Here is a 19,296-nt window from a genome sequence, read left to right on the forward strand (position 1 = left end):
CCCCTCCGGGTGTTGCTGAAAAGGCCGCCAACGTCACCCGCGCGGCCGCTACAGGCCCGCATCGGCGTCGTCGACGTCGTCGGCGCCCTCGTCCCCCAGGCCACGGCGCGCCCCGTAACGGATCACGAGCGGCACAGGAAAGACCGCCGATACGGCCGCGACGAGGACCCAGGTGGACGAAACGCCGGCGCCGACCACGGCGAGCGTGTCATCGGCGGGCGGGAAGTAGACCAGCCACCCCGTCGCGGCGAATGTGCCGATGACGTAGGCCACCCAGGCCCCAAACGAGCCCCACTCCCACATGAACCACGCGCCGGCGGCCACGATCCCCGCGGCCAGCCCAACGCCCACCCACGGCATATCCAAGGGTCCGGCCGACACCACCACGGTCAGCATCCCCGTGACGAAGCCGACCACCGCGCCGACGACGCTCTTCACTTGCCCGCCTTCGCCGCGGCCTTCTTCCGCCCGGCCTCCCGCCCGCGCAGCGTCGCGGACAGCTCGACCTTGCGGATGCGCGCCGTCTCGGGCGTGACCTCGATGCACTCGTCGGCGGCGGCGAACTCGATCGCCTCCTCGAGCGTGAGGTAGCGCCGGGCCTGGAGCGTTTCGAAGACGTCGGCGGTGGAAGAGCGCATGTTCGTCATCTCCTTTGCGCGCACCACGTTCACATCCATGTCCTCGTTACGCGGGTTCTCGCCCACTACCTGGCCCTCGTAGACCTCGTCGCCCGGGTCCACGAAGAACGTGCCGCGGTCCTCGAGGCGCTGCAGGGAGAACGCTGTCACCTGGCCCTGACGGTCCGACACGAGCGAGCCGGTCTGGCGCGAGACGATCTCCCCCGCCCACGGCTTGTAGCCCTCCGAGATCGAGGTGTAGATACCCGTGCCGCGCGTGAGCGTGAGAAACTGCGTGCGGAAGCCGATAAGCCCGCGTGCCGGCACGATGAACTCCATGCGCACCCACCCCGAGCCGCGGTTCGCCATCGTCTCCAGGTGGCCCTTGCGCAGCGCCATGAGCTGGGTGACCGCGCCCAGGTACTCCTCGGGCACGTCCACCTGCGCGCGCTCCCACGGCTCGTTCACGACGCCGTCGATCACCTTGCGCACCACCTGCGGCTTGCCCACGGTCAGTTCGAAGCCCTCGCGGCGCATCGTCTCCACGAGCACGGCCAACGCCAGCTCGCCGCGGTCCTGGACCTCCCACGTGTCAGGGCGGTCGGTGGGTAGCACGCGGATCGACACGTTGCCCACGAGCTCCTGGGTGAGGCGGTCGCGGATCTGGCGGGCCGTCAGCTTGTGGCCAGCCACGCGGCCGGCCAGCGGGGAGGTGTTCGTGCCGATCGTCATGGAAATCGCCGGATCATCAATGTGGATCGGCGGGCGCGGGCGCGGGTCCTCCATGTCCACCAGCGTCTCACCGATCGTGATGCTGGCAATCCCCGCGATGGCCACGATGTCACCCGGGCCGGCGCTCGGGGCCGGCTGGCGCTCGAGGCCCTTCGTGCGCAGGAGCTCAGTGATGTGGACGCGCTCGATCGGCGAATCCGGGCCGTCGGCCAAGCCCACCCAGGCGCCCTTCTTCAGCTCGCCGGAAAACACGCGCACGAGCGCCAAACGGCCGAGGAACGGCGAGGCGTCCAGGTTGGTCACCTGCGCAACGAGCGGGGCCGCCGGGTCATACGTGGGCGCGGGCACGTGCTGCAAAATGGCGCGGAAGAGCGGCTCGAGGTTGGGCGAGTCCGGCAGGGCGCCGTCGTCGGGCTGGGTCAGCGACGCGCGGCCGGCCTTCGCGGCGGCGTAAACCACGGGGATCTCCAGGATCGCCTCGAGGTCGAGTGCAGTGCCCTCACTTTCGACGTCGGCGGCGAGGTTGAGCAGCAGCTCCTGGGTTTCCTGGACCACCTCGGATATGCGGGCGTCGGGGCGGTCGACCTTGTTGATGACCGGGATGACGGGCAGGCCGGCCTCGAGCGCCTTGCGCAGCACGAAGCGGGTCTGCGGCAGCGGGCCCTCGGACGAATCGACGAGGAGCACCACGCCGTCCACCATCGACAGCCCGCGCTCGACCTCGCCGGAGAAGTCCGCGTGCCCGGGGGTGTCGATGACGTTGATGGTCAGCCCCTCGGGCGCGCCGAACTCGGCCGCGGACGGGCCCACGTAGGAGATGGCCGTGTTCTTAGCCAGGATCGTGATGCCCTTCTCGCGCTCGATGTCGCCCGAGTCCATCACGCGTTCGCCGGTGGACTCCACCGTGGCATGCGGGTCAAAGACGCCACCCTGCCAGAGCATGGCGTCCACCAGGGTGGTCTTGCCGTGGTCGACATGGGCCACGATCGCGACGTTGCGCAGATCGTTGCGAACGGTGAGGGTCATAGGAATCCTTCAGGTAGAAAGCCAACGTCTCATCCTAAACCCGGCCCGCCGCACCGGCGTAGAGCGGCCGGCCAAATGCGAGCGAAAGTACACGGGCCCGCCCGGCAGCGCCCAGCGGAGCGTGAGAGAATACCGGCATGACTGTGATCCTGCGCGGTAAGACCCGCATCTACGCCTACCTCCTCTACGCCCTCGCCGCCATCTCCCTGGTAGGCTCGGCGGTCCACGGCGGGGTGGCCGAGCTGCTGTGGGCCGTGCCGATCGCCGCCGTACTCGCCGCCTTTGGCTGGGTGGTCTTCCACAACCCACGCCTCGAGGTGGGGCCCGGCGGCCTGCGCGTGGTCAACATTATCCGCGAACACCTGATCCCCTGGTCCGACCTGGCGCTCGCCGAAAACCGCTGGGGCCTCTACCTCTACAACCGGGCTGACCGCAAGATCAGCGTGTGGGGCGTGCCCTCGAACGTGGGCCTGTTCAACAACTCCTGGCGCGACCGCAAGAAGGCCTACGAGGATCCGGACATTGTGTGGGAGGACTCCGGCACACTCTCCCGCACCGTCTCCACCGGCTTCGCCGCGGACCTCATCATGATCCGCCACGGCAACATCACCCGCAACGCCCAGCTACGCGCCAGCCTCAAGCCCGCGCAATACTGGCCCGATCAGACGGTGACGAAGTTCCAGCCCCTGCCGGTCATCGTGCTCGGCGTGGCGCTCGCCGGAGCGGGTCTGGCAATCGCGGGCACCCGCTAGTCCTGCTGCCAGGCTTCCCACAGTGAGGCGTACTCCCCGCCCCTAGCCACCAGCTCGTCGTGCGAGCCGAGCTCGGCTACCTCGCCGTCGATCATGACAGCCACGCGGTCGGCGTCGTAGGCCGTGTAAAGGCGGTGGGCGATCGAGATCACCGTGCGGCCCTCGAGCAGGCGCAGCAGCGACTGTTCGGCCGAGCGCGCCACCGTAGGGTCGAGCAGCGAGGTCGCCTCGTCGAGGATGAGCACGTCAGGGTCGAGTAGCACAATGCGCGCCAGGGCCAGCTGCTGGGCCTGCGACGGCGCCAGCTCCTTCTCCCCCGAACCCACGCGGGTCTGAAGGCCCTTCTCCAAGCGCTCCACCCACGTGGCGTCAACGGTGGCGAGCGCCGCGAGCAGCTCGGCGTCGGTGGCATCCTCCTTGGCAAAGCGCAGGTTGTCGGCGATCGTGCCCACGAACACGTGATTTTCCTGGGTGACGAGCGCGATGGTCTGATGCAAGAGCGCCTCGGGCAGCGCCGTGACCTCCCCCCCGCCCACGCGGATCGAGCCACACCCCGGCGGGTTGACCGCGGCGATGAGGCGGCCGAGGGTCGACTTGCCCGCGCCCGACGGGCCGACGATCGCCAGCCGTTCACCCGGGGCAACCTCGAGGCTGACGTCGCGCAACACGGGCCGGCCGTCGCGATAGCTGAACGAGACGCCCTCCACACTGACCGCGGAACTGGCCGGGACGGCGTCGCCGGCAACCCTGTCCGCCTCAACCTCGGCCACGCCGAAGATACGGGCGAGCGCGACGGCGGCGAACTGTAGCTCGTCGAACCACCAGGCGAGCTCATCCAGCGGCACACGCAGCTGCTGGGCATACAGTGTGACGGCGATGACCGCACCCACCGTCACATACCCCAGGCCCACCAGCCAGGCCCCCCACAGGATCGAGATGACCATCGGGGCGTAAAGCACCGCAAGCAAGGAGATGACCAGGTAGGAGCGCATGAGCCCCGAGTAGCGCTCGTTGTCCCAGTACTCGCGCAGGAGCACGGAGGTGCGGCGGATGCGCACCTCACTCATCGCCAGCGAATCGACCGTGGCGGACTGCTCCACGGTTTCCGTGATGTCACCCGAGACCTCGGCGTTGAGCGCGGAGGCCGCCAGGTACACGGCGATCGTACGGCGCAAATACTTGCCTACCACGAAGTACATCGGAACAAAACTCAGGAGCACCACAAAGCCGACCCGCCACTCCACCAGGAACGCCGCCACCACCGTGACGACCACCTGGAAGGACAGCACCATGATGCGCGATACCCCTTGGCGAATGATGAACTCCACCCGGTTGACGTCGGCGGTGGTGCGCCCCAGCAGGTCGCCCGTGCCCGCCGCCTCGACCGTGGACAGCGGCAAGTGCATGACGGCCTCCACCAGCCGCACGCGCAACTCGTGGAACACCTTCTGCCCCAGCACGCGGCTACGGAAGTCGGCGAACCATGTGGCGACCACGTTGGCCAGCATTGAGATCGCGATCGCTACCACATACGTGCGGATCACCGCTGCCTGTGCCCCGCCCGCGAGCGCGTCGAAGGAGCGCCCGATGATCCATGGAGTGATGACGGCGGCCACGGCCACCACGATCTGCGTGGCGATGACCAGCAGAAATTCGTCCTTGTAGGCGGCGAAGAGTTCGAGCATCTTCGCCCCGACCGTCCGGTTTGTTGCAATGGGTAGTTTCATCGGGCCTCCCGGTGCACGACGTCGAAGTAGCGCGGATCGTCCAGCAGCTCGGCGTGCGTGCCGCGGGCGAGCTCGGCGCCGTCGGCACCAAGGAAGATGACCTCGTCCGCCTCACCGAGCACGATGGGCGAGGTGGTGACGACGGCGGTGGTGCGGCCCTCCCGCGCGGCGCGCAAGCGCTGGGCGATGCGGGACTCGGTGTGGGAGTCGACAGCGGAAGTCGGCTCCACGAGCAGGAGGATGGGCGCCTCAGTGAGCACCGCCCGAGCCAGTGCCACGCGCTGGCGTTGGCCTCCCGAGAGCGAGCGGCCGCGCTCGGCCACGTAGCCGTCCAGCCCCTCCTCCAGGCTGTCAACGATCTCGGCGGCGTCGGCGGTGATCATGGCGAGCATGAGCTCGCGCACCCCGATCGCCACCGGGTTGTCCTTGTGGTCGCGGTGGGCAACCCCCGAGCCGTCGCCCGTGTCGGCCATCTGGCGGCCCACCTCGCGTGGAAGCGGCCAGGCAGCGTTGTTCGCCTCCAGGTTCGAGCGCAGCCGGCCCTGAAAGAGTTGGGCGATCGCGTCCGAGAGCACGATCGCGCTACGGACCTCGGCCAGCGGGAAGGCCGTCAGCGGGATGGAATCCTCGCCCTCCCAGCGGGCGGTGACGGGGGCGGCGTCGTCGGTGCGGGCCAGACGCTCGAGGAGCTCGGCCGAGACCTCGGGCGCGGAGCACACGAGCGCCGTGTTGAGGCCGGGCTTGATCTCCACGCCCGTCGCCTCGTCCCGCAGGTGGGCGCGCGACCAGTCTGCGCCGGCGCGGGCCGGCTGGGCGGCGTCGTCGGACGTGAGGGGCTCAATCGCCATCACCTTCGCCACCCGCCCGGCGCAGACGCGGGCGTCGGTGTACGTTTGCAGGAAGCCGAGCACCATCCAGATCGGGGCGCCCATGAACATCGAATACCCGTAGAAGGATACGAGCTGGCCGTGCGTCATCGCGCCCGAATAGACCTCCCACAGGCCGCCGCCCACGATGAGGACGGTGAAGCCGTACGGCACCGCGGCCGACAACGCGTTGAGGAAGGACTGCAGGGCGGCGGCACGAATCCCCGTCTCGCGCACCTTCTCCGACTGGCGCGTGTAACGCCCGATGTAAATATCCTCCCCGCCCACGCCGCGCAGCACACGCAGGCCGACCACGGCATCCGAGGCCAGGGTGGTGAGCTTGCCCCTCTCCTCGCGCTGGGCGTCAAGGCGGCGCTGGAGCGGGTTGATGAACACCAGCATGATCCCGATCGCCACCGGCACCCCGATCACCACCACAAGCCCTAGTGGCACGCTAATGCGGAGCATGAGGGCGGCGGTCAGCACAAAGGAGAAGATTGCAGCCGTCACGTCGGCAACCATGTAGGAAAAAGCGCCAAGCTTCTGGGCGTCGGTGGTGACGGCCGTGACCATCTCCCCCGACGGGATCGCTGCGCGCCCTCCTCCGCGCACGCCCGCGATCCGCTCCACCATCTTCAACGACCAGCCCACATGCGCGCGCAACTCTGTCACCATGAGCACGGGCTCGGCAGCCGCGCCGATCATCCGGACCGCCATCGCGGCAAAAATGAGGGCGACCCCTGGGAGTAGGGACGTGGTCAGGCCGCGCTCGATGCCGGAGTCCAACGCCCGCCCCAGCGCCCAGGAGATGAACACCCCGCCGCCGTACGCCGCCATCGACAGGAGCGTGGCAAGCGCCAACACCTGCCAGTTCGCGCGAAGGGTAGAACGAAGCAGGCGGCCCGGGTCCATCTCCGGAACCGCGGACATCTCGAAGGAGGCCGGCCAGCGCTTCGGCTGCGGCCCAACCTCGAACCGGCGCTGATTAATTGCGCGGGAGGCGCGCTGAGAAGAAACGTGTTTTGCCATAGCTTTCGCAATTCCACACCGTCATCGGTCAAGTGTCAAACGCAGTCTCACGTGACAATATGCGGGAGGGCCGCCCCTTCCGGGACGGCCCTCCGTGTTCGTGTGCTATAGCCGAGAGATTACTTGGTGTAGCCGATGTTCTCGGTCAGCAGGGTCTCGAACGTGGTCGAACCGTAGTTCGCCAGGTTCGAGGGGATTGCCGTGATGTTCGCGCGGTAGTACAGCGGGAGAACCATGACTTCGTCCCAGATCACCTTATCGGCTTCGTTGGTGAGCTCGCGGCGCTTGTCGACGTCGGTCTCAGCAGCGATCTGCGGGATCAGCTCGTCAACCTTGTCAACCTTGAGGCCGGCGAAGTTCGAGTTCACGAGGTTGCCCTCATCATCGAACGGGTTGCCGTAGATCTGGCCGACGTTCGCCATCGGGTACGGGGTGCCGTTCCACGCGAAGGAGGTCGCATCGTACTCGCCACCAATGACGTGCTTGAAGAAGTTCTGCCCCTCAACATCCTGGTAGGTCACCTTGATGCCGATGTCCTTCATCATCTCCATGAGCATGGCGCCCTCGTTCTCATTCGCGGCGTTACCCGGAATGCGCAGGTAACGGAAGCCAAGCTCCTGGCCGTCCTTCTCGTAGTAGCCCGAGGTTTCATTCATGGTGTAACCGGCGTCCTCGAGGAGGGCGGTGGCCGCCTCCGGGTCGAAGCCGACCGAGTTGTCCTGGTAGCCAGCCTGGTTCGGCATGAAGAAGTGGTTGCCCAGGTTCAGATCATAATCCTGCGAGGGCAGGCCAGACAGGTCGGAAGCGGCAATGTCCTTGGTGTCAATGCCGAGCTGGATCGCCTGGCGAACCGCCTTGTCCTGGAGCGCACCCGCGCGGGAGTTGAAGGTGAAGTGACGCCACTGAACCGAGGACGACATCGTGATCTGAGCGTCGGGGCGGTTCTGTGCCGTCTCGTAGGAGGCGGCGTCAACAATGAAGTTGATCGCGTCGATCTCACCGTTCGCGAAGCCGGAGGCCGTGGCCTGCTGGTTCAGCGAGGAGAAGGTCACAGTCTCAAGCTTCGGAGTCGAGCCCCACCACTCAGGGTTGCGCTCAAGGGTAAGGACCTTCTGGGCGGCGTTCGAGTTCGCCACGCGGAACGGGCCGGCGAAGAACTTGTTCGCCTCGACCGGGTCAACCCAGCCAGTGTTGAAGGTCTCCGGATCGGAGATACCAGCCGCGGGCTGAACCGTGGAGAAGTTCGCCGACCAGTCCGGGTACTCTTCCGAGTACTTGGCGATGACTTGCTGCGGGGAGTCGCCAGCCTCGATCGACTTGATCTGGGTCCAGCCATCAGAGGACGGGCAGCTGATGCCCTCGACCTGGCCCGAGCAGGCCTTCCACAGCGCCTCGTAGTCGGCGGCGGTGATGGGCGTGCCGTCATTCCACTTGGAATCCGGGTTGAGGTTCAGGGTGATGACCATGGCGTTCTCGCCGTCGCCCTTAAGGTTCGCGTCATAGGACTCGAGGTAGGCCGGGTTGACGTCGAAGCCACCGTTCTCGTCGAAAATCCAGTTCACCGGGGCGATGAACGAGGAGATGGTGGAGGAGACGTCAACGGTATTGCCGTCAACGTGGCTTGGGTTGAACTGCTCCGGGTAGGCGTCAGAGATCGCGAGGCGGAGCGTACCGCCGTCGGCGAGCTCGGCCGGATCAACCTTGTTGTAGTCCGACGCCGGCAGCACCTTCTCGTCGCTACCCTTGCCCGGGTCGCCACCCGAGCCGCCGTTCGAACCACCAGACGAGCAGGCGCTCAGCGTGAGCGCGCCAGCGGCAACCAGTGCAATGCCTGCCTTCTTCATTCGCATAAAATGTCCTCCTTCAGGACTCGCCTTTCGCCGGACGTGCGAAAGTTCATGGAGCCAGATTAGTCCATAATCTCGACATCGTGAAAACCTCTCCCCATCCGTTACCGAAGCGTTATCTACTTTTCGGTCAAGAAATGTCTATTGCCGCCGGTCAAAAGGGTGGGCCCGCGATCGACGATCGCGGGCCCACCCCTACCTGGAACGGTTAGAAAACATTGAGCTGGCGCGGGTAGTAGCACGCCACGTCGTGATCTGCACCCATGGTGGAGAACTCGGGGTGAGCCCCCTGGCAGACCTGCTTCTCCCCCTCCATCAGCGTCTCAAAGACTGGACAACGGGTGACGAAGCGGCACCCCTTGGGCGGGTTCGCCGGCGACGGCAGGTCGCCCTTGAGCAGGATGCGGTGGCGACTGCGCTCCTTTGCCGGATCCGGAATCGGGATCGCGGAGAGCAGGGCCTGGGTGTAGGGATGACGCGGCGCCTCGAAGACGGCGTCGACATCGCCAACCTCCACGAGCTTGCCCAAATACATGACGGCCACGCGGTCGGCGATATGGCGGATGACCGACAGGTCGTGAGCCACGAACAGGTAGGACAGGTTGAGCTTGGCGCGCAGTTCGTCCAGCAGGTTGATGACGCCGGCCTGGATCGACACGTCGAGTGCCGAGACGGGCTCATCCAGCACCAGCAGCTTGGGCTGGACCGCAAGCGCGCGGGCGATGCCGATGCGCTGGCGCTGGCCGCCGGAGAAGTTGCGCGGGTAGCGGTTGACGTGCGCGGGCTCGAGGCCCACCATGTCCATCAGTTCCTTCACCCGCGGCTCGATGTCGGCCTTATTCCAGCCGGCATACTTCAGCGGTTCAGCAATGATGTCGAAGACCGGCATGCGCGGGTCAAGGGAGGCCATCGGGTCCTGGAAGACCACTTGGAGGTCATTGCGCACGCGCTTGCGGTCCGCGCGCGTCATGTCCGCCGTGTTCTCCCCGAGCACCACGATCTTGCCCTCGATCGGCTTGACCAGGTTGAGGACCTCCATGAGGGTGGTCGTCTTACCCGAGCCGGACTCGCCCACGAGGCCCAGGGTCTCCCCCGCACGGATGTCGAGGGAAATGCCGTCCACCGCGTGGACCGTGCCCACGCGCCGGCGGAACACCGAGCCCTTCATGAGCGGGAAGTGCTTCTTCATGTCCTCCAGGCGCAGCACCTCTTCGCGCTCGTTGCGCGGCGTTCCATCGAACGGCGGAATGACGGGGGCGGGCTTGGGGTAAATATCCGAGTAGCGCTTCGATTCGTCGCGGATCTCCTCGCGGCGGATGCAGGCCACGTCGTGCGGGATGTCCGGGGTGTCAGACTTGACCGGCTCGAGCGTGGGTTCCCCGTCCAGGCAGGCTTCCACGGCCACCGGGCAGCGGGCGGCAAAAGGGCAGCCGGTCTGTTCGTACAGCATCGACGGCGGGTTGCCTTCGACGACGGCGAGCTGGCTGTCCTTCTTCGAATCGAGCCGCGGCAGGGAGCCGAGCAGGCCGATCGTGTAGGGCATGGCGGAGTGGTAGAAGATCTCGTCCACCGCGCCACGCTCCACGATGCGCCCGGCGTACATGACCGCCACCTTGTCGGCGATGCCGGCTACCACGCCCAGGTCGTGGGTGATCATGATGACCGCGGCGCCCGTCTCCTTCTGGGCGCGGCGCAGAACGTCGAGGATCTGGGCCTGGATGGTCACGTCGAGTGCCGTGGTCGGTTCGTCGGCGATGATGAGGTCCGGTTTGTTGGCGATCGCCATGGCGATCATGGCACGCTGGCGCATTCCGCCGGAGAACTCATGCGGGAAGGACTTGACCCGGATCTCGGGGTTCGGGATGCCCACGATGCTCAGCAGCTCTACCGCGCGGGCCTGGGCGTCCTTCTCCGAGATCTTCTTGTCATGCGACTGGAGTGCCTCGATGATCTGATCGCCGATCGTGTAGACCGGGGTCAGGGCCGAAAGCGGGTCCTGGAAGACCATGGCGATGTTCTTGCCGCGGATCTTCGACAGGTAGGAATCGGACTTGCCCAGGATCTCGGTGCCGTGGATCTTGACCGATCCCTCCACGTCCGCCGCCGGATCGAGCAGACCCATGATCGACATGGAGGTCACGGACTTACCCGATCCAGATTCGCCCACGATGCCGAGCACCTCGCCCGAGTTCACGGTGAGGTTGACTCCGCGCACGGCGTGCACCACGCCATCCTCGGAAGGGAAGCGGACGTTGAGGCCCGACACCTCCACCACCGGCACGCCGGGCGTGGGGGTGGGCAACGAACGATCGTCGGTAGTTTCACTCACGTTGGTCTCTTTCGTAGATGTCACGCCTTACCACCCCCGGACTTCGACGACGGGTCGAGCGCGTCGCGCAGACCGTCACCGATGAAGTTCACCGATGCCAGCATCACGACGAGCGCCACGGCCGGCGGCAGGAACAGCCACGGGTGTGTGATCGCCGACGCCTGGCCGGCGCCGATGAGCGAGCCGAGGGAGACCTGCGGGTCCTTGATGCCGAAGCCGAAGTAGGACAGGGAGGTCTCGGACAGCACTGCGGTGGCCACGCCGAGCGTGAAGTCGATGATGAGTAGCGAGGAGATGTTAGGCAGGATGTGGCGCACGATGATCGTGCCGGAGGGCACGGACATGAACTTCGCGGCGTGGACGTAGTCAAGGTTCTTCACCGACATCGTCAGCGACCGCACCACGCGCGCCGTCAGCATCCAGCCGAATCCTGCCAGCAACAGGATGAAGATGAACACGCCCTTGTTCTCCGCGCCGAAGCGGTTGGAGATGATGGCGATCATGAGGAAGGACGGGATGACCAGCATGAGGTCAATGAACCAGGTGGCGGCCTTGTCCACCCAGCCGCCGAAGTAAGCGGCGGCCGATCCGAAGAGGGCCGCCCATCCGGTCTGGATGAGCGCCACGGCGAAGCCGATGATGATCGACTTGCGCAGGCCCTCGAGCGTCATCGCGAACATGTCGCGCCCGCGGCGGTCGGTACCGAAGAGGTGCTCCGCGCTCGGGCCCTCGAGGTAGTGCCCGCGGTCGCGTTCGAGGTAGCTCCACTCCGTCAGGTGCGGGCCAATGATGGCCACGAGCAAGACGATGACGAGGCCGATGATGCCGACGACGGCCGTCTTGTTACGCCAGAAGCGGCGCAGGACGATCTGCCGGCGCGAGTAGCGCTTGGTGGAAGCCAGGCGCTCGGCATTCTGCTGGGCGAGCTTGGTGCGCACGGCGCCGAGCTGTGCGGCATCCGCCATCGGGGAAATCTGTTCGGGCAACACTACTTCAGTGGTGTGATCGAGATGCTCCATTAGTTCACCCTCACTCGTGGATCGACTGCTGCGATCAGGACGTCGGACAGGAAAGCGCCGGTGAGTGTGGCAACACCGGAGAAGGCGACCACGGCCGCGGTTCCGTTGATGTCCTGCGCCTGGATGGTCTTCACACCGTAGATGCCCATGCCCTCCCAGCCGAAGACCTGCTCGGTGATGGCGGCGCCCAGCACGAGGCCGGTGATGCCAAAGGCGAAGTAGGTAGCAATCGGGATGAGGGAGGTGCGCAGGGCGTGGCGGCGCACGGCGGTGCCGAAGCGCAGGCCCTTGGCGCGGGCGGTGCGCACGTAGTCGGCACCGAGGGTGTCAAGCATGAGGTTGCGCTGGTAGCGCGAATAAGTGGCGAGGCCGCCCAGCGAGATCGCGATCGTGGGCAGCAGCAGATGCGTGAGGCGATCTTGCAGGTTGGGCCAGAATTCCGCGGGTGGCACGGCTGACTGTGGCCCGAGGAATTGGAAGAAGGTTGAATCGAAGGTGTTGTTGAACCACACGGCACTCATCTGCAGGCCGATGGCGATAACCATGGCGGGGGTGGAGATGATGATCATGGCGATGATGGTGACGATGCGGTCACCCACCGAGTACTGGTGCACGGCCGCCCATGCGCCGATCGCCACGCCGCCGACGATGCCAATGAAGAAGCCGAGGAAGACCAGTTGCAAGGAGAGCAGGATGCGGTTGGCGACCTGGTCGTTGACCGATTCGCCCAGCGGGGAGAAGCCCCAGTCCCAGTGCCCGAAGACCATTCCGAGCCAGTCGACGTAGCGGCTCCAGATCGGCTCGAGCGGGTTGATGTTCCACGCGTTAAGGCGGGTGTCAACTGCCGCCACGACCTCCGCGTACGAACTGTTGGCCATCTTGGTCAGTTCGTTCTCGATGAGCATCGAGCGCGGATCCAACTGTGTGCCCGCCAAGAAGTAGGCGATAGTGACGGCTACGAACAGTAGAACTACGTAGTTCAGCAACCGTCGGATCAGATACTTAGTCATGCGAGGCCTTCTCGTAAGTGACGCCCTCCGCCTCGCTTGGACGATGGGCGTCAATTCTTCACTTATGGTCAGGGAGTCTATACCCAAGCATTGATCTAATCACGTTTAGAGGTGTCCCGCCCCTCAAATTCAGTTCAAAATCACGCTAGGGAATGCCCTCGGAGTGGCAAAGCCGACCTCGAGTCGATAACTGACCACTTCCAAACTAGGCTGAATCCGTGCAGATCGTCAACGTACTTCATCGCGGCCCAGTCGATTACATGACCGTTGACCGTCTCCAGCGCTATATTCACGGCGAGGTGGCGGCTTTGCGGATGCCGGATACCTTTATTGTGTGGGAGGCCCAGCCCACCTACACGGCCGGCCGGCGCACGGAGGACAAGGACATCCCGGACACGTCCGTGCCGGTGATCCGGATGGATCGGGGCGGATCGGTCACCTATCACGGCCCGGGCCAGCTTGTGGTCTACCCCATCGTCAAGGTCCGCCCGCCGAAGGACGTAGTCGCGTTCGTGCGCAACACGGAGCGGGCGATCATGGGGGCGCTTGCCGAGTACGGCATCGACTCGGTCCAGGTGGAGGGCCGGTCCGGGGTGTGGATCTGCGCGCCCGGCGCGATCGATCGGAAGGTGTGCGCGATCGGCATCAAGTTCGCTGACGACGCCACGATGCACGGCCTCGCCCTCAACGTCACCACCAACCTGGAGGACTTCACGCGGGTCATCCCCTGCGGCCTTGCCGACGCCGGGGTCACCTCGCTTGCCGAGCTGGGACATCCCACCACACTCGACGACGCCGCAGTCACCCTCTTGCCTCACCTCGCGCGGGCCTACCAGCAGTTTGCGCTGCGCCCGTCGGAGGAGCTGGAGGTCGCGGACACGGAGGCGATCATCACCCAGATGGGCGACTTCCACCCCACCCCGCACGCGGATACCGGCTCGGCCTGGCATCCCCGCCACTAGGCGGCCCGGCTTACAATGACGACGTACGTTTAAAGGAGAACACGTGAGCCTCAGCATCGACCAGCGAAATCCCGAGGGGCGCAAGTTGCTGCGCATCGAAGAGCGCAACGCCGAGACACCGATCGAATCGAAACCGGAGTGGATCAAGACCACCGCCACCGTGGGCAAGGAATACACCGACATGCGCAACCGCGTGGACGGCGCCGGCCTACACACGGTGTGCAAGGAGGCCAACTGCCCCAACATCTACGAGTGTTGGGAGGACCGCGAGGCCTCCTTCCTCATCGGCGGTGACATCTGCACCCGCCGCTGCGACTTCTGCTTTATTAAGACGGGCAGGCCCACCGAGTACGACGTCGACGAGCCGCGCCGCGTGGCGGAGAGCGTGCGCGAGATGCAGCTCAACTACGCCACGATCACGGGCGTCACCCGCGATGACCTGGAGGACGGCGCCTCCTGGCTGTACGCGGAGACGTGCCGCAAGATCCACGAGCTGTGCCCGAACACGGGCGTGGAGCTCCTGATCGACGACATGCGCGGCGGCGCCCCGGCCCTCCAGCGGGTCTTCGATTCGCGCCCCGAGGTGCTAGCCCACAACCTGGAGACCGTGCCGCGCATCTTTAAGAAGATCCGCCCGGCTTTCCACTACGAGCGCTCGCTCGACCTGATCACGTTCGCCTCGGAGAACGAGCTGATCACGAAGTCGAACCTCATCCTCGGCATGGGCGAGACCCACGACGAGGTGCTGGCGACCATGGCCGACCTGCGCGAGGCCGGCTGCGACATCCTCACCATCACCCAATACCTGCGCCCCTCCAAGTTGCACCACCCGATCGACCGCTGGGTTAAGCCCGCGGAGTTCGTGGAGCTGTCGAAGATCGGCTACGAGATGGGCTTTGCCGGGATCATGGCCGGTCCGCTCGTGCGCTCCTCTTACCGTTCGGGCTCGTTGTGGTCGCGGGCGATGAAGCACAAGGGTTGGGAGATCCCCGAGAACCTGCGCGCGATCGCCGGCGCGGACGACAAGCCGCTGTTTGCCCGCCAGGAGGCGGCCGCCGTCGTCGCCCGCCACGGCTGACCGCGCGGCCGCGCAACCGCCGGGTCAGAACATCGCCACGAGGGCGTTGCGGTCGGCCTTGCCGTTGCCGTTGATCGGTAGCGCGTCCACCACGATGAGCTTGCGCGGCACCTTGAAGCGTGCCAGGCGCGAGCCAACATGGCGCTGGACGTCCTCGAGGGTGGGGGCCGCATGCCCGGCCTGCATGACCACCGCGGCCGACACCGTCTCTCCCCACTTCTCGTCCGGCGTGCCCACGACCGCACAGTCGGAGATGCCCTCCATCTGGGCCAGCACCGCCTGGATCTCCTCGGCCTGAATGTTGACTCCGCCGGAGTTGATGACGTTGTGCAGGCGCCCGGTCACCGACATGAAGCCGTCCTCGTCGAGGCGCACCAGGTCTCCGGTGTGGAGCCAGCCGGACCGGAAGGACTGCGCGGTTTGAAGCGGGTCGTGCCAGTAGCCGTTCACGACGCTCGGGCCCCGGACCACCAGCTCGCCCTCGGTCGTGTCGTTGCCGTCGGCGTCGACAATGCGGGCCTCCACGTGCGCGAAGGGCCGCCCGATAGAGCCGGGCCGTTCGGCCAGGTGTTCGGCCGGCAGGTACGCGCCGGAGGCTCCCATCTCGGTCATCCCCCACACGTTAAGCGGTTTGAGGCCGGCGTCCATGAGGCGGGCCAGTAACGCCGGCGGCACCATGCCCCCGCCGATGAGTGGCAGGCGCCAGTGGCTGAGGTCGCGCACGGGGAAGCTCGGGTGGTCGAGGAGGGCGGCGTAGATGGTCGGCACGCCGAACATCATCGTCACCTGGTGTTCTTCGAGCAGGTCGAGCACGACGCCGGGGTTGAAGTCGCGCACCAGCACCACCTTCCCGCCGTGCGAGAACAGATCGAGGGTGGTGCCATTGAAGCCGCCGATGTGGGTCATCGGCGCGACAGTCAGCACCGAGTCCAGGTTGGAGTACTCGAAGCCCTCGCGGAAGTTGCGACTGGCCCACCACAGCTGTTCATGGGTGAGTTCCACCGCCTTGGGCATGCCCGCCGAGGCCGAGGTAAAGAGCATCGCGGCCGGCCCCTCCGGGTACTGGCGGGAGTTCAGCGCCGTGGAGCCGTCCTTGATAGTGGTGATGAACTTGCCGTTCTGGGCCTCCATCGCCGCGCCGATCCCGATGAAGCCGTTGGAGATGGCGGTGGAGACGGAGGCGGCGTCATCGTCGACCACCAGGTGGAGCAGCGTGCCGGTGGACGTGAAGATGCCCAGGTCCGCGAGCGCCGCTTCGAGCACCACCACACGCGGGCCGCAAAAGTCCACGATTGCCTGGTGGTCGGCGCGGGTGAGGCGCGCGGAGACGGGCACGAAGATGGCGCCCAGCCGCGCGCACGCCACATGCAGGAGCAGGTGGTAGGGCGAGTTGCGGGAGATGAGCATGACCCGGTCACCCTCGGAGACACCGGCGGCGGCGAGCATTTGCGCGAGCTGGCGGGTGCGGACGGCAGCCTCGACCACCGTTATCTCCGCACTCCCGTAAACGATGGAGGTGCGCTGGGGGTGGGCGCGGGCCGCGCGGTCGAGGGCGTGGGCGGCGTTGTAGTTCGGTTTCTTAAGCACCGGCGAAGTATCCTCGCAAAATCGCGGTCATGGCCTCGATGTCGGCCGGCGAGGAGATCTCGCGCGCCGAATGCATCGACAGCAGCGGCACGCCCACGTCCACCGTGAGCACTCCCAACCGGGTGGCGGTGAGCGGGCCGATCGTGGAGCCGCAGGGCACGTCGTTGTTGGAGACGAACTGCTGGGTGGCCACCCCTTCGGCGGCGGCCGCGCGTAGCCACAGCGCGGTGCCCTCGGCCTCGGTTGCGTAGCGTTGGTTGGCGTTGACCTTGAGCAGCGGGCCGCCCCCGAGCACGGGGTGGTGGTCCGGGTCGTGCAGGCCCGCCTTGTTCGGGCTGATGGAGTGGCCGGCGTCGGCGGAGATGCACGTGGAGTTGGCGATCATCCGGGCAAAACGCTCGTCCCCCACGGCGTCGAGCTCGAGGCTGGCGGCAATGCGGCGGAGCGTATTTTCGAGGAAGGGCCCGGCCGCGCCGGTGTAGGTGGACGAGCCGACCTCCTCGTGGTCGAAGGCCACGAAGATCGCCACGTCCTCGCCCTCCGCCACCGCGGCCTGCACGCCGGGATCGAGGAAGGCCGAGAGCGAGGTGAAGACCGAGGAAAGGTTGTCCTGGCGGCCAGCGGAGAAGAAGGCATCCCCGCTCGGCCCGCCGTAGACCGCGGGCTCCTGCACGTCGTAGGCGAAGAGGTCAAAGGCCGCGGCGCGCTCTGGGTCCACCCCGGCCAGCTCGCAGATGTAGGGCAGCAGCTCCGCCTCCCCGATTGCCCAGATTGGCTTGTAATCGACCTGGCGGGAGAGCTTGAGGTTATCGTTGACCGAGCGGTCCAGGTGCGGGGCCAGCTGCGGGATGGTCATGATGGCGGGCGTGCGCACCAGGTGCACGGTGCCGTCCAGTTCGGTCACAACGCCGGCCAGGCCCAGGTCCCGATTCAGCCAGGAGTTGAGCAGCCCGCCGCCGTAGACCTCCACGTTGACCTGCCCAAACCCGTGGGCCTGGCTGGAGGGGGCAGGCTTGACCTTGAAACTCGGGGAGTCGGTGTGGGAACCGACGATCCGGAAGCCCGAATCCGGGCCGACCTTTCCCACGCACCACGCGATGACGGCCCCGCCGCGCACGAGGAAGCCCTTGCGCTCCCCCACCCACGCCGCCTGTTCATCCTGGCGGGCATACCCGGCCTCCCCCAGGCGCCGGGCGATCTCAGCCGCGGCGTGGAACGAGCTCGGGGACGCACTAATGAAAGCTGCATAATCCTGGATCAACGTAGACATGCCGCCATTGTACGTGGTGGCAGGCCACCGCCCCGAGTTTTTCCGCCACGGAATGAAGAACGCGGGCTACCTAGCGCTCCTGGGCGGCGAGCGCGCCGAGGAGGAAGACCCAGGCGTCGCGGTCGGGGCGGATGAGGTCCAGGTGGTCGGCTCCCTCCACCACGGCCAGGTTGAATGGCTCGGCGCGCAACTCGCGCGAGCGGTCCACCGGCACCAGCGCGTCGTCGACCCCGTGAATGATGTCCACCGAGAGTTCGCGGGCGCGGAAGCGCGCCGGGCCCACCTGGTAATAGGTAAAGAGCGGGTCGTAGACGGCGTAGCGATCCGGGACCTCCTCTGGCAGTCCGCCGATCCAGCGAGCCGTGGTGCCGCCGTCATCGGCTTCGTGCACATCGCGCGCCAGGTCGAGGATCGGGGCGAGGAGGACGGCGGAGCACACGGCCGTTTCCGGCGCGAGTGCCACGTTCATCGCAAAGGTGCCACCGACGTCGTGACCCACCCAGATCGCCTGGCCGAGCACCGGATGCATGCCGAGCGTGGTGTAGTCGGCCGCGGCGAGTTCGGGGCGGGCGTCCACGCGGCGATAGTCGACCAGGCCCACACAGTAGCCGGCGCGGGCGAGCGCGCGGGCGGCCGGGCGGGTGGCGGCAAGGGCGTGGTGGAACAGGGCGCCGTGGACGAGGCAGACGGGCCGGCCTGCCGGATCGCCATACCACTCGATGACCTGGTTCGGCGCCTCCCCGTAGGACTCCACACGGTCAGGTCGGATCGGCAAGGTTCGAAGCCATTGCACGGCCCGCTCTTCCCCGAGGGAGAGCCCGGGTGGTTGAACATCCATCGACTAGTTGCTTTCGGCACCCATGTCGTTGACGAAGGCGCGCTGGGCGGGCGTCTCCACCGCGTGGGGATCGTAGTTAGTCTTGACGAAATCGATCGCGGCGTGCGGGTCCATGCCATCGAGCACGCCCATGATGGCGAGCGCGGTGCCCGTGCGGCCCACACCTCCAGCGCACACGATCTCCACCTTCTCGTTTTCCGCGCGCTCCCACGCCTCACGCAGCACCTCGTGCGCCTGGGCGGGGCGGCGCGGCAGGCGGAGGTCCGGCCAGTCGATGAGAATGGTTTCGGTTGCCGACGTCACCACGCCGGGGTGGCCGAAGCGCGAGCCGACGCCGGTGGTGAGAATGACGCACAGGTCAGCCGGCTCCTCGGTGGCCTTGCGCCACGAGCGGCCGCGAACCCGGCGTCCGGACGGGAATTCCACGACGCCGTGGGACATCGCCCAGTGCTTGACTGCGCTCCCTTGTATCATCGTGCTCCCTCGGTTGATTGATGATTTCACCGTACCAACCGAGGCGTAGATTCCGAAAAGCTTTCCTCGCGAAAAGGGCACATCTAGCCCAAGATCACACTCGGTTGCAGGAGGACGGCACGAGATTGCGTAG

Annotated in this window: 15 protein-coding genes; 3 read left to right on the top strand and 12 right to left on the bottom strand. The window is 66.4% G+C overall.

Annotated elements, in window-relative coordinates:
* Window positions 1–48 precede the first annotated feature (48 nt).
* Together HMPREF3167_RS05095 and typA are read right to left on the bottom strand one after the other, a co-directional pair.
* Complete coding sequence (locus HMPREF3167_RS05095) at window positions 49–438, bottom strand: hypothetical protein (RefSeq protein ID WP_070445859.1); 390 nt, start codon at window positions 436–438, stop codon at window positions 49–51.
* A complete protein-coding gene (typA, locus tag HMPREF3167_RS05100) occupies window positions 435–2,375 on the bottom strand; it encodes a translational GTPase TypA (RefSeq protein WP_070445862.1) in 1,941 nt (646 codons plus the stop codon). Before typA ends, HMPREF3167_RS05095 begins: the two co-directional genes overlap by 4 nt.
* Before the next feature lie 137 nt (window positions 2,376–2,512).
* Here typA and HMPREF3167_RS05105 point away from each other — a divergent pair, with 137 nt between their 5' ends.
* Window positions 2,513–3,127, top strand: a complete 615-nt coding sequence (locus tag HMPREF3167_RS05105; RefSeq protein WP_068538795.1) for a PH domain-containing protein — start codon at window positions 2,513–2,515, stop codon at window positions 3,125–3,127.
* On the opposite strand, the gene HMPREF3167_RS05110 is transcribed toward HMPREF3167_RS05105, so the two are convergent.
* From HMPREF3167_RS05110 to HMPREF3167_RS05135, 6 genes are all read right to left on the bottom strand, one after another.
* The gene (locus HMPREF3167_RS05110; RefSeq protein ID WP_070445865.1) at window positions 3,124–4,854 is read right to left on the bottom strand and encodes an ABC transporter ATP-binding protein; all 1,731 of its coding nucleotides are present in this window, start codon (window positions 4,852–4,854) and stop codon (window positions 3,124–3,126) included. The genes HMPREF3167_RS05105 and HMPREF3167_RS05110 overlap by 4 nt on opposite strands.
* Window positions 4,851–6,749: an ABC transporter transmembrane domain-containing protein gene (locus HMPREF3167_RS09945; RefSeq protein WP_070445868.1), complete on the bottom strand. Its 1,899-nt coding sequence runs from the start codon at window positions 6,747–6,749 to the stop codon at window positions 4,851–4,853. Before HMPREF3167_RS09945 ends, HMPREF3167_RS05110 begins: the two co-directional genes overlap by 4 nt.
* 119 nt (window positions 6,750–6,868) lie before the next feature.
* Window positions 6,869–8,593 carry an ABC transporter family substrate-binding protein gene (locus HMPREF3167_RS05120; protein WP_062613668.1) on the bottom strand — a complete coding sequence of 575 codons (1,725 nt, stop codon included), beginning with the start codon at window positions 8,591–8,593 and terminating at the stop codon, window positions 6,869–6,871.
* Between the two features lie 211 nt (window positions 8,594–8,804).
* Complete coding sequence (locus tag HMPREF3167_RS05125; RefSeq protein ID WP_101923747.1) at window positions 8,805–10,925, bottom strand: dipeptide ABC transporter ATP-binding protein; 2,121 nt, start codon at window positions 10,923–10,925, stop codon at window positions 8,805–8,807.
* A gap of 20 nt (window positions 10,926–10,945) precedes the next feature.
* The gene (locus HMPREF3167_RS05130; RefSeq protein ID WP_082661181.1) at window positions 10,946–11,944 is read right to left on the bottom strand and encodes an ABC transporter permease; all 999 of its coding nucleotides are present in this window, start codon (window positions 11,942–11,944) and stop codon (window positions 10,946–10,948) included.
* A complete protein-coding gene (locus HMPREF3167_RS05135; RefSeq protein WP_062613670.1) occupies window positions 11,944–12,954 on the bottom strand; it encodes an ABC transporter permease in 1,011 nt (336 codons plus the stop codon). The genes HMPREF3167_RS05130 and HMPREF3167_RS05135 overlap by 1 nt, the downstream gene beginning before the upstream one ends.
* 218 nt (window positions 12,955–13,172) lie before the next feature.
* On the opposite strand from HMPREF3167_RS05135, the gene lipB reads away from it, so the two are divergent.
* The gene (lipB, locus tag HMPREF3167_RS05140) at window positions 13,173–13,916 is read left to right on the top strand and encodes a lipoyl(octanoyl) transferase LipB (RefSeq protein WP_062613671.1); all 744 of its coding nucleotides are present in this window, start codon (window positions 13,173–13,175) and stop codon (window positions 13,914–13,916) included.
* Between the two features lie 43 nt (window positions 13,917–13,959).
* Complete coding sequence (gene lipA / locus HMPREF3167_RS05145; RefSeq protein WP_068538793.1) at window positions 13,960–14,994, top strand: lipoyl synthase; 1,035 nt, start codon at window positions 13,960–13,962, stop codon at window positions 14,992–14,994.
* A 24-nt stretch (window positions 14,995–15,018) separates the two neighbouring features.
* Here lipA and HMPREF3167_RS05150 read toward each other — a convergent pair whose 3' ends face one another.
* The 4 genes from HMPREF3167_RS05150 to HMPREF3167_RS05165 all read right to left on the bottom strand — a co-directional run bounded on the left by HMPREF3167_RS05150 (window position 15,019) and on the right by HMPREF3167_RS05165 (window position 19,163).
* Window positions 15,019–16,581: a class I adenylate-forming enzyme family protein gene (locus tag HMPREF3167_RS05150; RefSeq protein ID WP_062613673.1), complete on the bottom strand. Its 1,563-nt coding sequence runs from the start codon at window positions 16,579–16,581 to the stop codon at window positions 15,019–15,021.
* Complete coding sequence (locus HMPREF3167_RS05155; RefSeq protein ID WP_062613674.1) at window positions 16,574–17,851, bottom strand: M18 family aminopeptidase; 1,278 nt, start codon at window positions 17,849–17,851, stop codon at window positions 16,574–16,576. Before HMPREF3167_RS05155 ends, HMPREF3167_RS05150 begins: the two co-directional genes overlap by 8 nt.
* A gap of 70 nt (window positions 17,852–17,921) precedes the next feature.
* Window positions 17,922–18,644: an alpha/beta hydrolase family protein gene (locus HMPREF3167_RS05160; protein WP_143602034.1), complete on the bottom strand. Its 723-nt coding sequence runs from the start codon at window positions 18,642–18,644 to the stop codon at window positions 17,922–17,924.
* A gap of 48 nt (window positions 18,645–18,692) precedes the next feature.
* Window positions 18,693–19,163 (bottom strand): protein-tyrosine phosphatase family protein, encoded by a 471-nt coding sequence (locus HMPREF3167_RS05165; RefSeq protein WP_210382925.1) that lies wholly within the window; start codon window positions 19,161–19,163, stop codon window positions 18,693–18,695.
* Window positions 19,164–19,296: the final 133 nt, after the last annotated feature.

Source organism: Trueperella sp. HMSC08B05, assembly GCF_001808405.1.
Taxonomy (GTDB): Bacteria; Actinomycetota; Actinomycetes; order Actinomycetales; family Actinomycetaceae; genus Trueperella; species Trueperella bernardiae.